This is a genomic window from Bacillus sp. FSL K6-1284, assembly GCF_038002625.1.
GTDB lineage: Bacteria > Bacillota > Bacilli > Bacillales > Bacillaceae > Bacillus > Bacillus paralicheniformis.
Genome location: NZ_JBBOCW010000001.1, coordinates 2,120,759 through 2,135,741, shown reverse-complemented (window position 1 = coordinate 2,135,741; position 14,983 = coordinate 2,120,759). Strand labels below are relative to the sequence as shown.

Sequence of the window (14,983 nt, the reverse complement as noted above, 5' to 3'; positions counted from 1 at the left end):
GAGTGGATCCAGATGTCCGATGATGTGCTGTTTTCCGTTAATCAAAACGGCGCCGCAGCGATTGTTTTGAATCGCCCGAAAGCGCTCAACTCCCTCACATACGACATGGTCCGTCTGATTGGTGAAAAGTTAAACGAGTGGGAGACAGATCAAAACGTTTCTGTTGTATTCATCAAAGGTGCAGGACAAAAAGGACTGTGTGCCGGAGGGGATATTAAGGCACTCTATGAAGCACGTTCGTCAAAACAGGCCCTGCAAGAAGCCGAGTGCTTTTTTGAAACAGAGTACGAAGTCGATATGGCAGTCCATCGATTTCCGAAACCGATCATCGCCTGCTTGGATGGGATCGTCATGGGGGGAGGCGTCGGCCTGACATACGGGGCCAGCCACCGGATTGTCACGGAGAGGACAAAATGGGCGATGCCTGAAATGAATATCGGTTTCTTTCCGGATGTCGGGGCAGCCTATTTTTTAAACAGAGCTCCGGGACACATAGGAAGATATCTTGGATTAACGGCATCTGTCATCCATGCGGCAGACGTGCTGTATATCAATGGGGCAGACGCCTACATGGAGAGCGGCGCTTTAGAACGATTGATCCAAACAGTGGAACAAACAGATTGGCGTCTTGTAAACGTTGAAGAAAAGCTCAATCAGCTGATCGGCGAATCGAAAACGAAGCCCTCCCAAGAAAGCACGGTCGCCCGTGATCAGCAAGCGATTGACCGGCATTTTAAGTATGATAAGCTCGAAGAGATCCTTCAATCGCTCGAAAGCGAAGGAAGCACTTTTAGCTCGAATGTGAAAAAAACGATGCTTTCCAAAGCGCCATTTTCATTGAAAATCACATTGAAACAGCTGGCGGACGGACGTCAAAAAACATTGGAAGAATGCTTTGCAACAGATCTGGTGCTGGCGAAGAACTTTTTGAAGCACGACGATTTCTTCGAAGGCGTCCGGTCCGTCCTGATCGACCGTGATCAATCGCCGAACTACAAGTACCGGCACGTTTCAGATGTAACCGATGAAGTGGTGGACCATTTTTTCAACCCTCTGAATCTGTCCGGTTTTAAAAGCGGGAGCTGACGATTAATGTCAGCTCTTTTTTTGTAAGAGCCTTATGAAAGAGGTATATATTTCCATCTGGAGAATATGTATACTAACAATATTTGGTTGGAGGCTGACAACATGAACATCGGAAAATTAAGCAAGTATTTCTTGTCCCTTGCCGTGGCTCTCGCGACGGTGATGTCCTTTCATGCCGTCTCTGTAGATGCCGCATCGGTCGGTACCATTAAACCGAGCGAATGCTCAACTCATATTCTCACCGTATATGACGAAACAGTCGGCATTGGCGGTTCCGGACGTGCACACTTTTATTGCGGCAGTATAAATGGCGGTCCTCAAATTGAATTTTCGGACGACGATTTAGAGGTTGCGGTCGATGATCCCTTTATTCTTCACGCATATGCTAATCCGGGCTTAAATTCGGTAGACTACGAAGGACGCCAAAAGGGCGATGCGGAGGTAACGATTTATTGGAAAAACAAGCCGGAGGGTACCAAATACACATTTTTATTGGTGAAAATCAAATAATTACGGCACGCATTTACCTCATAAAAAAGAACTCTCCAAATTGGGAGGGTTCTTTACATTTACGATGGTATGATTCCATACACAGCAGCGTTACACTGGCGATGATGCAGGTATAATCGGTAGAATAAGAGGAAGCAAGAGATCATCCTAAAAAGGAAGGAACAATGAAAAAAATCATGATGTTTTTATTCATTTTTATCATCGTATTTTGCGCGGGTGTTTTGTTATTCATCAATTTACACCCCGTGTTTTGGGGAAATCCAAGTACAGAACAAAAAAAGCTGTATCAAAACTTTGACAATTATGCAGATGGCAAATTTGTCAATCAGACTCCGGAAAAGATGGATATGGGTGGAATCTCCGGCGTTTTCTCGATGATGAGAGACGCTGTTTCCGGCGGCAAGGAACGCAACCCTTCCGGTCAAATCCCTGTTTCTAAGATCGATTGGAGCACAGTTAAAAGTAACGAAGACAGTTTAACGTGGTTTGGACATTCCGCTTTTTTACTGAGCATCGATCGCAAAAAAATACTCGTAGATCCTATGCTGGGGCCAATTGCTTCACCCGTATCATTTATCGGAAGCAGACGCTACAGCGAAGACATCCTGCATATGGTCGATGATATGCCGCCGATTGACGCCGTCTTGATCACACATGATCATTATGATCACTTAGATTATCCATCCATCTTAAAACTGAAGGAAAAGGCCGGTCATTTCTTCGTTCCCCACGGAGTCAGCGCACACTTGATACGGTGGGGAGTTGAGAAAGAAAAAATCACAGAGCTCAATTGGTGGGATGAAACGGAGTTTCAAGGTTTGACGATAGCCTTGACACCGTCCAAACACTTTTCGGGTAGAGGGTTGTTGAATCGAAATACGACCCTGTGGGGCGGCTGGGTTATCCTCGGAAAGCATACGCGTTTTTATACGAGCGGTGACGGGGGATATGATGAACATTTTAAGGAAATCGGCAAAAAATACGGCCCTTTTGATATCACCTTAATGGAGGGCGGTCAATATGACAGACGCTGGTCCGGGATTCATATGACACCCGAACAATCTGTACAGGCCCACAAAGATGTAAAAGGAAAGAACATGATGTTGATTCACTGGGGCGCGTTCACCCTCGCCTATCATGGCTGGAAAGAGCCGATTGAACGTGCTTTGAAAGAAGCTGAGAAAAAAGGCGCCAACATGGTTGCTCCCGCGATTGGTGAAACAATCCTGTTAAACGGCCAATACTCGCTTCCCGAATCCTTTTGGTGGGATATGTAAACATGCCGTTTATCCGTATACAAGTCACACCCTTTGCAACTCTAAAAAAAGCCGTTTCCAGCGCAGGCTGGAGACGGCTTTTTCTCTATTTTGTTTGGCTGCAAAGTTTAGCTTATGTTCTTTTGTCCTGGCCTTGACCTGAAACTTGTTTTCATCAATTGGAGTTTCGCTCACTGAAGTAATAAAATAGGTTGGAGAATCAGTAAGGATAAGTTTTATGCCATTTCTTAAATCATGCTCACTGAAGCTTCCCTCATCAAAACTACTTTGTATGTAGTTGTCAATATCTATTTAACAAGTGTTCTACGTCAACAGGATTTTCTTTGAAGTATTGAGTGGAAAACTCATCAGATTGAAGTCATCGGAGGCGGACCAAGTAGATGAAGCGTATGAGCGACTTCGCAGCGATGTGCGTTATCGATTCGTGATTGATATCTCCACTTTGTAAATCATATGTAATACCAGATAGGCCAGTCATTTTATTTGACTGGCCTTTTTTCGCATGATCCGGCAATTTAAGCGGAGCGGATGGATATACAGCTTCATTCTATATGTCTCGCTTGGAAATTGGCGGGCTTGGGTCTCTGAAAAAGAGCAGTTTGCGACAAGGGAGTTAGAGCTGAGACGTTCTGCCATCAATTAGATTTTCTCACAGCTCTCATGATGACATATACGATGCCGAATACTATTAATACTGAAATGATTGCAGGCCCTAATGGCATTTCACAACCTCCCACATGTGAATTTCCTTTCCGTTATTATTTTTACATGTTGTAACAAACTTGTAAATCCATTTCAAAGTAAAAGCATATACAGACGAAACCTTTGACAATACAAGCAACAGCTACTATAGTAGGATAGTACTTTTATTTAATATTTACTGATAATTCAGGACATTCATTTATGAAATTTTTATCGTGCTACACTGCTGACTACTACAAACACACTAATAGCTTAACCCGAATCGGAGGACTCATGATGGCAAAAAAAATTCCTTTTTCATTTATCCTAATCATAGGACTAATGTTGTTTGCATTATTTTTCGGTGCAGGAAATCTCATTTTCCCGCCTATGCTTGGTCAGATGGCCGGAGAGAATGTATGGACAGCCAATGCAGGATTCTTAGTGACCGGAGTCGGATTGCCATTACTCGCCATTACCGCATTCGTTTTTTCAGGAAAAAATGATTTGCAGTCTCTGGCCAGTCGTGTGCATCCATTGTTCGGAATTGTATTTACGACGGTTCTCTATTTAGCAATCGGCCCTTTTTTCGCGATTCCCAGATCCGGTAATGTATCGTTTGAAATAGGGGTTAAACCTTTTTTATCTCATGATGCAAGCCCTGTCGCCTTAATCATATTTACCGTATTATTTTTCACGGTGGCCTGCTTGCTGTCTCTGAATCCAACTAAAATTATTGATGTTATCGGAAAATTTTTAACTCCTATTAAATTAACATTTATCGGATTGCTCGTCGTTACGGCAATTATTCATCCAATCGGAAGCTTTCAAGCTCCGTCTGCAGGATATGCATCACACGTGTTTTTTAAAGGGTTCAAAGAAGGTTACTTTACACTTGATGCCCTTGTCGCTTTTGTATTTGGAATCATCATTGTGAACGCCATGAAAGAGAAGGGAGCGGTCTCCAAAAAACAGCTCATGATCGTTTGTGCAAAATCGACGGCGATTGCAGCAGCGCTCCTGGCTCTGATCTATTCAGCGCTTTCATACATGGGGGCTTCCAGCGTTGAAAAACTGGGTCTATTAGAAAATGGAGCCGAGGTTTTAGCGAAGGTTTCATCCTATTATTTCGGACCATATGGTTCCGTTTTTTTGGGCTTAATGATCACAGTGGCATGTCTGACAACAAGTGTGGGACTCATCACAGCATGCTCTTCGTTTTTCCACGGCTTGTTTCCAAACATCTCCTACAAAAAAATTGCTGTCATTCTATCAATGTTCAGCACCCTTGTAGCAAATATAGGATTAACACAGCTGATTAACGTTTCAATGCCGGTTTTAACAACTTTGTATCCCATTGCGATTTCTTTAATATTCTTAACATTTTTACATCCCTTATTTAAAGGGAAGAGGGAAGTGTATCAAGGCAGTCTGATAATGACCTTTATCATCAGCTTGTTTGACGGCCTGAATGCTGCCGGACTCAAAATTGCAGCTATTAATCAATTTTTCAATCAGTTTCTCCCGATGTATGACATCGGATTAGGATGGGTGCTTCCGGCGATTCTAGGAGGAATAGGCGGCTATATTATTCATAGACTGCGGAAGTGCTGAATAAATTCATAAACATGGAGGCAACCCTTTGATCACAGGGTTGCCTTTTTCTTTCAAATGTTTGCGATGGTTTTCCATAAATGGATATTCTATAATGGTGTTAGTTTATCCATTTTGAAAAGAAAAGAGAGCTGAGTATGAGAAAATGGTATTTTATTTTATCAGCGTGTATTTTAGTTTCTGTTATCATCGCTTTTGCTTACGATAAGACCGGAGCAAAAGAAGCAGAACCGGCTAACAGCTTGTATGTTTCCCCCGATGGAAATGATCAAAATGAAGGAACGAAAGAAAAGCCGTTTCGAACTCTGGGACATGCAGCAAAAAAAGCTGTCCCCGGCACAACTGTTATGATTCGGGAAGGCACGTATCATGAAACGCTTGATGTGAGGGAGAGCGGGTCGGCTGAAAAGCCTATCACATTTCAAAACTATGAGAATGAAAAAGTCGTCATCAGCGGAAAATCTATTCAGGACGCTGAATATGAAACACCGCTCATTCAGATTCACAATCAACAGTACATCACAATCAACGGCCTGACGATTCAAGACCTTTCCGTTTCATCGGAAGAAGCAACCGCCATGGGAATTTATGTTTCAGGCTCCAGCAGTCATATCACCATTAAAAACAATCACGTCCGGGATATAAAAACAACAGCGGATGACGGCAATGCCCACGGGATTGCCGTCTATGGCTCCGGCAGCATGAAAGACATTAAGATCGAGGACAATACGGTTGAAAAGCTGACACTCGGGGCGAGTGAAGCGGTTGTGCTGAACGGAAACATTGACGGTTTCACGGTGAGAGGCAATGTGGTTCGCGACAATAATAACATTGGAATTGATCTGATCGGTTATGAAGGAACGGCCGCTCAAAACGATTTTGTGCGCAACGGTATCGTAGAAAACAACACGGTTTACAATAACTCCACTTACGGAAATCCCGCCTATGGGGATGATTACTCTGCGGGCGGAATTTATGTTGACGGAGGACAAAGCATTGACATTAAGAAAAACACGGTCTACGGCAACGATATCGGGATAGAAGCAACGTCTGAACATAAAGGGAAATATGCTGATGATATTCAAATAACCGACAACAAAGTGTATGAGAATGCGTACACGGGCATTTCTATCGGCGGATACGACCAAAAGCGGGGAGGCACCAGCCATTCTGTTATTGCGCACAATATTGTTTACCGCAATGATACAAAGGGGCTGGACGGCGGACAGCTTTTGCTCCAGTATGACACAAAAAGCAACAAAATTGAAAAGAACATCATCACAGCAAGCGATTCGCGAATATTTATCGCAAACGATTTTACGAAAAATGAAGGAAATAAAGTAAATCATAACGTGTACCACAAGGAAGCCGGCAAAGACGGTCTGTGGATTTGGAAACAGAATGAATACGACTCGTTTTCGTCGTATCAACATGCGACAAATCAAGATCAAGACTCGATTTATGCCGATCCGATGTATCGCGACGAGACGTCTTATGACTTTACATTAGATCCGGCTTCACCGGCTTGGCCGCTCGTTAAATAATTTCATAGGAAAACAGGTTTAATTTATGAAGCGTATGGAAGTTTAATGCCTGCACGCACCACAAAAGCTACTCTTTGAGAGTAGCTTTTTTATTTATTGGAAGATACCCTTTGCGACTCAACTTCTATCTGTCAACAGTCAGTTTAATCAAGTTTTATTTTTTAAATTCTGCTTATTAATAGCTTAAATTATATTTACAAACTGACCGTGGTCAGTTAAAGTGAATGCTTAAGAAGGAAAATAAAATCAGTGAGTGAGAGGTAGCCAAATGGAATTGAATGTAGAAAAAATACATACTGCAAAAATGTGGTCATTGTCATTTGTTTTTGTGACGTTTGCAAATGCTTTCTTGTTTATGGTATTTGAAATGTTATTGCCGACATTGCCTTTGTTTGTGACGGCTATTGGGGGAGGGGCAAAACAAGTCGGGTATGTTACAGGTATTTTTATGATCTCTGCAATTGCTGTTCGTCCTTTTGCAGGGGCATTGGCTTTACGGTTCAATAAAAAATATTTGCTCATTTTAGGAATTGTGATCAGCGCTTTCTCAACAAGAGCCTATTACCTGGCGTCTGATGTCAGCGTTTTATTATTGATTCGCTTAATACATGGGGCCGGGTTTGGATTGGCGACGACCTATTTTGCGACAATCGCAGCCGAAATTATCCCTAAAGAGCGGAGAGGGGAAGGCATTGGATATTTAGGAGTAGGTGAGACAATTGCAGTTTCCGTTGGACCGATGATCGGTATCGCGGCTCTGGAGCTTTATGATTTTCAAAGACTTTTTTTAGGCGGGATGTCCGTTCTTTTGCTGGCGGTACTTATGGCTGTTTTCGTGCGAAGACAGCCGGAAACAACTGGCACTGGCGGAAAAGGAACTGCAAAGTTAAAAGTATTGGAAAAACGTGTACTGTTTCCGTCAATACTTATTTTATTCGTTGGTATTGCTGCATCTGGAATTATGTCTTTCTTTTCGCTCTATGCAATCGAAAAGGGGTTTCATAGTGTCGGGATGTTTTTCTTTTTGATTGCAGGAGCCAGTTTTTTTATACGGCTTATTTCCGGCAGAACATTTGACCGATACGGAGCTGCCGCCATCCTTATTCCCGCCTCGCTATTTTCAATAGCAGGGCTGTCAATATTATATTTCGCGCAAACAAATGCAATGTTTTTTACAGCGGCTATATGCTACGGTTTTGGATTCGGCTCAATTTTTCCCGCCATCCAAACATGGTGTATCAATCTTGTGGAAGAGCATGAACATGAGGATGCAATGGGAACGTTCTTTAATTTTTTCGATATGGGGATTGGCGGAGGGTCCTTATTATTAGGTTTGGTGGCGACGGTTTATTCCTATCGGGAGATCTATATTACCGCCATTTTCATGTACCTTCTGTTTCTTTTATTATATATTTTATATATCTGCATGAAGAGAAAAACAGCCTGAAAAATAGGGGAGGACGGTATATTGACCAGAGAGAATATAAAGCGTACAGCGGTTCGCCAATTTAATGAATTGGGATATGAGGGAGTCAAAATGTCGCATATCGCACAAGAATTAGGAATCAGAAAACAATCTCTCGCTTATCATTTTTCGTCAAAAAAAGAGCTGCTGATGGAAATATACCCCGAGATTGTGGAAGAGGAAATTTCATTTATCAACGAATTCTTCGATTCAAGAAAACATATGCCTGCAAAGAGTCAAATATATGACTTTTTAAAAGAAACCCAAGTCCGTTTTCATGCATTGCCAAATGTAGCTTTTTTGCAGGCAATGTCCTTTAAGGCGCCTGCTGAAGTAAGCGATTTTATTTCAGCCCAATACCTTTTATATCTGCATACTTTAAAAGAACGGGTAGCGAATGTTTTTAAGGAATCGGATGTGAACTGTCCGCCGGAGAAATGTGCGATAGGCTTTATTACGCTTTATGACGGGCTTAACATTCAACTGGTATACGAAAACAAACAATCATTTGAACGGTCTTTAGAGATATCATTTGATATTTTTTGGCGCGGACTATTGTAGGTGCATCTGATTTAATTTAGAGCTGGAATCCATGGTTGAAAGGCAGAAGGGGGGAGGCCGCTTGTCTGGAGTTATTTTTGGAATCGTATGCTTCTTTCTTGTGTTTTATTTCCTAAACTATATCGGTCAAAAGTTAATATCTAGAAAATCACCTGTGAATCATAAGATTATCATTTCGATTTCATTTGTAGAAGCTCTTATTTCACTAACTTTAGTCTATTACCGTCCCCCATTTTTATAATAACAAATTAATTTTAAGTTACCTCCATTAAGAAGTGTCTATATAAAATTGTGGCTTTTCTTTGAATCTTCAGCAAGTACTTTGCTGACTTTTATTAATTAAGGGGGAACAAGAAAATGAAAACTTATGACGCATTTCCAGAACCAATTGGCGGCTATACTGTCGGTCGAACCCAGATGGATTTTGATTACACGGCATCAGACCACTCAAAAAGAGAACTGACGGCGTTTGTGTACTATCCGTCCGACAGTAGCGAAGGCAAGACTGCATCAACGTACATGTTTCCTGAGGTCTACGAAATGCTTGATGAGCAGCCACTTCTCACTGCGTTGAAGGATGCTTACTCTATAGATATCAAGACCCAGTGTTACGACGACCTTGCTCTCTCCGGGAAGGAAAAGCGCTATCCGGTGTTATTCTATGTATGCGGCGGGGGCGGTTCTCCAGAATGGGGTACAGTGATCTGTACAGACTTGGCAAGCATGGGATATGTTGTGGTAAGCATCGGCCATCAGAATAGCACGATGTATAAGCGTAAAGATGGGCGCCTGTTTAATGTATCAAAGGATTTTTCGGATGCCATTATGGCGTTTTCTGAAGATCCGGAGATGCTGGCGTTGGCTGGTAAGATGGAGATGCGGCCTGACGATGAAACTGCCATTGAGATGTGCCGTAACGTGCTTACACTGCCGATACTTGCCAAGTTAACAGAGTATAGTGAATTACAGGCAGAAGATGTAAGGTATGTAGCCGATTATCTTTACAAACTGGACTCTGGAGAACTGAATTCCATCTTTAAGGGCAGATTGTTGCTTGACATCGGCATGGGCATAGTCGGACATTCTTATGGAGGGCCTACGACGGCGATTGTTTGCCGGGACGACGACCGGTTCGCCTGCGGGATTGGCTTGGATAGCGGTGCGTTCGGCCTTCGCGACAGCGACCTGAAGAAACCCTTTTTGCTACTGTTTTCTGAACCTAACTATAATATGAATGCGATCATTGGCGCTAACAACAGCATGGAAACCTATTATTTCTCTGTTGATCGTGTTGCGCATTTAGATTACTGCGACATCGTGTTTACCAGTGTTAATGAGGAACTCAGAGGCGAACGGGATGCTATGGAGATGCGAAATCTTGTTACAAACTATACGAAGAACTTTTTTGATCATTACATACTGCAGAAGGCTGCAAGTGTGGAAAGTCTGGCATACGATGGCGTGGACTTGATCAAGAAGACCAGCAACAAGTGACATAGCCGAGAGGTTGCTGATAAACGCATGTCAAAGAGCTAGCCGTACAGACACAGAGCCGATAACCCTATTACGCGGTTATCGGCTCTCTCATATTTCAGGCATTGTTTTTAAGTGATACAAGCTTTTGTCTAGATACTGAGATGAGTGTTGATTTGGGAGAATCGCGTCCAATTAAAACTAAATGAATATGCAAACTGCATGCTTAATGTATGGAATGAAGTTAATACATTACATGTGAATGCTGATGTTGAAGTCAATGAAATATTACATATAATGTTGTGAACATTTCAAATCAGTAAAGTAAAGTTGAAAGAACCAGCCAAAATTACAATGTAAGTTAAAGGAGTTTGCGAAGAATGGGTTATAGGAATGGAAATTATGGCTGCATTTTATGTCAAAGAACTGTTTAGTGAAAGTAGTTCATGGGCTAATGCAACCAAGGGTTTTGTGTCGTACAGCTGATGGAGGAACATTGCATAATCCTGACCTTCATTTTTTCTAGTTTACATAATATATATTCTCGGAAGTTAAGGATTGAAAAGAAATTCTGTCTCAATCTCAAAGTATACTCAAGTTAGTGAGACAGAATAAAAATTTTATCGATAAACTGAATATACGGCAATTTCTTTTCCCCATTTATGTATCGTTTTTTCTAAAGTCATGCCGATTCGTTCGGCAACTTTTCTGGACGGCAGATTTTTCGCATCAGGTAAAGATACGATTTTTTTCAGGTGAAATGCCTCAAATCCATACTGTTTGCATGCTGATGCTGCTTCGGTTGCATAGCCGTTTTTCCAGACGCTCCGTTTAAACAAATAGCCGATTTCCATTTCGTCCGATCCTTCGACTTCCTGTGGCACGATGCCGCATTGACCTAGAAATTCGCCTGTTTGTTTATGTTCGGCAACCCACAGGCCGGTTCCATGTTTTTCATAGTTTTCAAGTGTCCAGTCGATCCATTGCAATGTCTGTTTTTCATTCTTTGTCGATGGATAATATTCCATGGCTGTCGGGTCAGAAAAGATTTCGAGCAGGTTTTCGGCGTCATCACGCCTCATTTTTCGCAAAATCATCCGGTCTGTCTTCATGATCGTATCTTTCATGGTTCTTCTCCCCCTTATTTTATTGATTATGAAGACGTTAATTCCCGATAAACCGTTTCTAATTCTTCCATTGTCAGATCTCCGTATGCGCATTTAATCACGGCATCTGCGAATTCATCATAGTCGTCATCTGTTGAAAAACCTTGCTGGAGCGTTTTGGCGTAAAGCTCGATTTGTTTTTTTCGCTTTTCAATGTCTTCCTCTTTGCCTGCGTAATCAGGTCCATTGATCGTGTCGTAGTTTTCCTTGACAAGCATCATGTATTGCTGCAATGTTTCATTCATACATCCATCTCCTTTCATGTTTACAAAAATATTCCTCATTCCTTCCATTATAATATATACGAAAACGGACACCAAATTCGGTGTCCGTTAAAGTGCCGTTATTTAGGTTCAGCGCCCCAAATCAGTTTTCCATTCTCATACAACGTGATTTTTTTCGTATTTTTAAACGTGTTTGAACCTGAAGAAAATGAATAGTCGCCGCTTTGGGCATAATTGCTCCAGTTGTCATTGTGAAGACGGATCTGGATTTCGCCTGTACTTGCACCCGGCGCTAATGTACCGTTTTTAAATCCTACTTCAAGATACGTGTCTGCTCCGTTTACCGCTTTTTTTAATTGGACGAATTTGTGCGTGATTTTGCTGCAGCCGATTTGGGCATAGTCGCAGTCAAAATTTTGTCCTTTGTGATTCGTTTTATACCAATAGCGGACAGTGATTCGATTTAAAGACACGGTTTTTTTGCTGTTGTTTTTAATGTTGAGCTGAGGGCGGATTTGGTTGCCGTTTACATTGTTGTCCCCCGCTCTGTATTGTACTGCTATCGTGTTGGCTGCAGCGCCGCTGTCTTGACCTGGTTTATCCTGATCCTTTTTCTGGTCTTTTTGATCTGACCCTTTCGAATCCGATCCAGAGTCTCCTGACGAACCGTTTGATCCGCTGCGGATGTTTTCCCTGACGAATTTACCTGATGAGGATAAGTCGGATTGAGACCATCCTCCCTTTTTAGAGGCGCCGGAGTTTAAAGCAGCTGACGACTCTTGTTTGTCGCACAAGCTCCAGTTTACCCAGCTGATTTTTTTGCTGTCTAAATATTTCAGCCACTCCCTGGATTGGTCGAGGTAGACACCGCCGTTTCCGGAAGCATCGCTCGTTCCCCATTCTGTGACGAAAATCGGCGCTCCTTTGCTGAGTGCATAGTCTGCTTTATCCCGCAAAGACTGACCGTGCGTACCCGCATAAAAATGGAGCGCGTACATGACATTGCCGTCTTTCAGCTGATTGTCCGCCGCATCGTTGACATCTTGGCTCCAAGTGCCTGTCCCAACGATCACAATATTTTTCGGAGAATTTTTGCGGATCACGGACAAAATGTCTTCAGCGTAAGGTTTAATGTCACGGTTCCAGTTGACATCGCCGTTCGGCTCGTTGGCAATTTCAAAAATGACGTTTGGCGTCTTGCCGTAAAGCCTTGACATTTCGTTGAAAAACTCTTTTGCTTTCGCTTTGTTTTGGTTTGGATTGCCGTCGCTCAGTATGTGCCAGTCGATGATCACATAGATTCCGAGTTCTTTTGCCGCTTCGACGGCTTCCTTCACTTTGTTTTTAACCGACGGATTGTCAATATAGCCGCCTTCACCCGTATACATAGCCGCGCGGAAGACATTGATGCCCCAGTCGTCTCTCAGCCATTTTAACGAGTCTTTGTTGACATAATCGCCATACCACTGCAGCCCGTGTGAACTGATTCCTTTCAGCTGAACCGCTTTTCCTTTTTGATTGACGAGCTGCGTACCTTTCAAGGTGAGCTGTCCGTTTACAGCAACGGGTGTTTGAGAAGCGGCAGACGCTTTAGGTGCGATGATACCGCTGATGCCGAGTGCTGCTACCATGAAGCAGGCGATGAAGACAGAAATGGAACGTTTCATGTATGACATTCTTTTTCCTCCAATGATGTTATTTTCCAAAAACACTTTCTGGCAGACATTTTCACCCCTTTCTTGGCTTGTAGCACGTTACTGATTGTAAAAAAACTATTCATTGATTGTCTATCAACCATATTTCACGTTTTTTTCGTTTTGAAAATCTATCTATTTCCTCTTTTCGTATGAAATGGGAGGTCTGAATGCTAATGATGAAAAGCTAAAAAAGTATGACCGGGGACTTTGTGCTTCCTTTTTCTCTCAATTCGAAATTTTAAAACCTGATTCTTCTTCAAAATAATGTCTTCCCTCTGCCTAAAATGCGGCAACCGGGAAAAAATTGCTGTAAAAAGTTCACAAAGCGGACATGTTCTCTCTGCTGTTTGTGTCACTTTATTGTCAAAAAAATAAAACCATCCGCTTGGAATGGTTTATTTCTTTAAATCAGAGAAAAAGCTGACAAGTTTTGTTGCGACACCGACAAACGTTTCAAGAATCGCCTGTCCACCTGCGACCGATAAAATTAAAATTAACGGGAATATCGTTTTTGGGACAATCAGATACCCGACAGCAATGATCAAAGCGCACCATATCCCTGCGCACCAATAGCAATTCAGCAAATAGCCGAAGTTTGATTTCGGCACTTTTTTCGTTTCTACATGCCCTTGTTCATCAACCGTCTGCTTTTTCTTCATGAACGGTTTCCGGATAAACTCCGTGATCTTGTCAAAAACAATCAAATGAGTTAGCCGGTAACTGGCGAGAATCAGCATCGTAAATGTAAGCCAGGATAAATGCTCCATTGCAGGCCTCCAACATGAAAAGTTATCTATAGCTATTTCCCGATTTCTTCTGACTTATTGCTTTTTCTGTCATTTTTCCCGAATGTGATGTAGATCACGATTTTCCATCGGTGAACCCGTTACATTTAACCCATAGCATAAAAACACTTCAGGAGGTTTTACAAATGGAAGCAGTATTTGATCAAAACACAAAAACAGGTGATATTGTTACGCGTTTTCCAAGAGCCAGCCGGTTGCTGAAAGAATATCGCATCGACTTTTGCTGCGGGGGCAACCGCCCGATCGGTGAAGCGATAAAAGAACAGGATTTAAATGAAGAAGAGATCTTAGCAAAAATCAATACATTATATCAAGAGACAAAGGCATTGAACGCAAAAGAGACGAACTGGAGTGAAGCCCCGTATTCACAGCTGATCGACCATGTGATTCATACGCACCATGCTTACCTGTATGAGGTGCTTCCTGAACTATCAGGCTTTGTCACAAAAGTCTACCGGGTTCACGGCATCCATCATCCGGAACTCGCCCAGGTCCATCAATTGTTCCATCAGCTGAAAACTGAACTGGAACACCATCTCTTTCAGGAAGAGGAACTCATTTTCCCGAAAGTGACGGCCTATGAAGAGACGCGATCAATGGACAGCCTGGCAGAAGCGGTTCAGGCGATCGACGTCCTTGAACAAGAGCATGAAGCCGCAGGCAGCATCTTGAAGGAACTGAGAAAAGTGACCAATGACTATACCCTTCCTGAAGGGGCATGCACAACATATACACTGACTTACTTAAAGCTTGATGAATTGGAAACAGATCTTTTTCAGCACATTCACCTGGAAAACAATATTTTGTTCCCGCGGCTTGAAGCGGAAGCCAATCAATAAAACAAAAAGACAGAGGATTTCACTTCCTCTGTCTTTTTGT

At 42.4% G+C, this 14,983-nt stretch carries 13 protein-coding genes and 1 pseudogene; 10 read left to right on the top strand and 4 right to left on the bottom strand.

Annotated features, from left to right (window positions below; translation table 11 throughout):
• The first annotated feature begins 12 nt into the window (after positions 1–12).
• From MHB72_RS11150 to MHB72_RS11110, 9 genes and pseudogenes are all read left to right on the top strand, one after another.
• The gene (locus MHB72_RS11150; RefSeq protein ID WP_216920697.1) at positions 13–1,086 is read left to right on the top strand and encodes an enoyl-CoA hydratase/isomerase family protein; all 1,074 of its coding nucleotides are present in this window, start codon (positions 13–15) and stop codon (positions 1,084–1,086) included.
• A 102-nt stretch (positions 1,087–1,188) separates the two neighbouring features.
• Entirely contained in the window at positions 1,189–1,596 is a 408-nt protein-coding gene (locus tag MHB72_RS11145; RefSeq protein WP_254122147.1) for a hypothetical protein, read from the top strand.
• 176 nt (positions 1,597–1,772) lie between these two features.
• A complete protein-coding gene (locus MHB72_RS11140) occupies positions 1,773–2,873 on the top strand; it encodes an MBL fold metallo-hydrolase (protein ID WP_216920837.1) in 1,101 nt (366 codons plus the stop codon).
• A gap of 348 nt (positions 2,874–3,221) precedes the next feature.
• A pseudogene (locus MHB72_RS11135) lies at positions 3,222–3,321 on the top strand (NADP-dependent alcohol dehydrogenase); the annotation flags it as partial.
• A gap of 530 nt (positions 3,322–3,851) precedes the next feature.
• Positions 3,852–5,168, top strand: a complete 1,317-nt coding sequence (brnQ, locus tag MHB72_RS11130; RefSeq protein WP_095290657.1) for a branched-chain amino acid transport system II carrier protein — start codon at positions 3,852–3,854, stop codon at positions 5,166–5,168.
• 137 nt (positions 5,169–5,305) lie between these two features.
• Positions 5,306–6,712: a right-handed parallel beta-helix repeat-containing protein gene (locus MHB72_RS11125; protein ID WP_105978836.1), complete on the top strand. Its 1,407-nt coding sequence runs from the start codon at positions 5,306–5,308 to the stop codon at positions 6,710–6,712.
• Between the two features lie 268 nt (positions 6,713–6,980).
• Positions 6,981–8,159 (top strand): MFS transporter, encoded by a 1,179-nt coding sequence (locus MHB72_RS11120; RefSeq protein ID WP_216920695.1) that lies wholly within the window; start codon positions 6,981–6,983, stop codon positions 8,157–8,159.
• Between the two features lie 21 nt (positions 8,160–8,180).
• Entirely contained in the window at positions 8,181–8,738 is a 558-nt protein-coding gene (locus tag MHB72_RS11115) for a TetR/AcrR family transcriptional regulator (protein WP_026579640.1), read from the top strand.
• Between the two features lie 357 nt (positions 8,739–9,095).
• On the top strand, positions 9,096–10,232 hold the full coding sequence (locus MHB72_RS11110) for an alpha/beta hydrolase (protein WP_095290649.1): 1,137 nt from the start codon (positions 9,096–9,098) through the stop codon (positions 10,230–10,232).
• A 599-nt stretch (positions 10,233–10,831) separates the two neighbouring features.
• On the opposite strand, the gene MHB72_RS11105 is transcribed toward MHB72_RS11110, so the two are convergent.
• The 4 genes from MHB72_RS11105 to MHB72_RS11090 form a co-directional block, all read right to left on the bottom strand.
• Complete coding sequence (locus tag MHB72_RS11105) at positions 10,832–11,338, bottom strand: GNAT family N-acetyltransferase (RefSeq protein WP_026579642.1); 507 nt, start codon at positions 11,336–11,338, stop codon at positions 10,832–10,834.
• 26 nt (positions 11,339–11,364) lie between these two features.
• Positions 11,365–11,622: a YnfE family protein gene (locus MHB72_RS11100; RefSeq protein ID WP_023857562.1), complete on the bottom strand. Its 258-nt coding sequence runs from the start codon at positions 11,620–11,622 to the stop codon at positions 11,365–11,367.
• Between the two features lie 98 nt (positions 11,623–11,720).
• Entirely contained in the window at positions 11,721–13,268 is a 1,548-nt protein-coding gene (locus tag MHB72_RS11095) for a cellulase family glycosylhydrolase (protein WP_025809984.1), read from the bottom strand.
• Positions 13,269–13,693: 425 nt separating this feature from the next.
• The gene (locus MHB72_RS11090) at positions 13,694–14,065 is read right to left on the bottom strand and encodes a DUF1360 domain-containing protein (RefSeq protein ID WP_020451642.1); all 372 of its coding nucleotides are present in this window, start codon (positions 14,063–14,065) and stop codon (positions 13,694–13,696) included.
• Between the two features lie 164 nt (positions 14,066–14,229).
• Between MHB72_RS11090 and ric the strand changes: the two genes are divergently transcribed.
• Positions 14,230–14,943, top strand: a complete 714-nt coding sequence (gene ric / locus MHB72_RS11085; RefSeq protein ID WP_075213281.1) for an iron-sulfur cluster repair di-iron protein — start codon at positions 14,230–14,232, stop codon at positions 14,941–14,943.
• The last annotated feature ends 40 nt before the right edge of the window (positions 14,944–14,983 follow it).

Bases quoted from the DNA above. Each gene is read 5' to 3' on its own strand.
- MHB72_RS11145 (WP_254122147.1), top strand. From the start codon at position 1,189: ATGAACATCGGAAAATTAAGCAAGTATTTCTTGTCCCTTGCCGTGGCT.
- MHB72_RS11150 (WP_216920697.1), top strand. From the start codon at position 13: ATGTCCGATGATGTGCTGTTTTCCGTTAATCAAAACGGCGCCGCAGCG.
- MHB72_RS11140 (WP_216920837.1), top strand. From the start codon at position 1,773: ATGATGTTTTTATTCATTTTTATCATCGTATTTTGCGCGGGTGTTTTG.
- MHB72_RS11120 (WP_216920695.1), top strand. From the start codon at position 6,981: ATGGAATTGAATGTAGAAAAAATACATACTGCAAAAATGTGGTCATTG.
- MHB72_RS11100 (WP_023857562.1), bottom strand. From the start codon at position 11,622: ATGAATGAAACATTGCAGCAATACATGATGCTTGTCAAGGAAAACTAC.
- ric (WP_075213281.1), top strand. From the start codon at position 14,230: ATGGAAGCAGTATTTGATCAAAACACAAAAACAGGTGATATTGTTACG.
- MHB72_RS11105 (WP_026579642.1), bottom strand. From the start codon at position 11,338: ATGAAAGATACGATCATGAAGACAGACCGGATGATTTTGCGAAAAATG.
- brnQ (WP_095290657.1), top strand. From the start codon at position 3,852: ATGGCAAAAAAAATTCCTTTTTCATTTATCCTAATCATAGGACTAATG.
- MHB72_RS11090 (WP_020451642.1), bottom strand. From the start codon at position 14,065: ATGGAGCATTTATCCTGGCTTACATTTACGATGCTGATTCTCGCCAGT.
- MHB72_RS11125 (WP_105978836.1), top strand. From the start codon at position 5,306: ATGAGAAAATGGTATTTTATTTTATCAGCGTGTATTTTAGTTTCTGTT.
- MHB72_RS11095 (WP_025809984.1), bottom strand. From the start codon at position 13,268: ATGAAACGTTCCATTTCTGTCTTCATCGCCTGCTTCATGGTAGCAGCA.
- MHB72_RS11110 (WP_095290649.1), top strand. From the start codon at position 9,096: ATGAAAACTTATGACGCATTTCCAGAACCAATTGGCGGCTATACTGTC.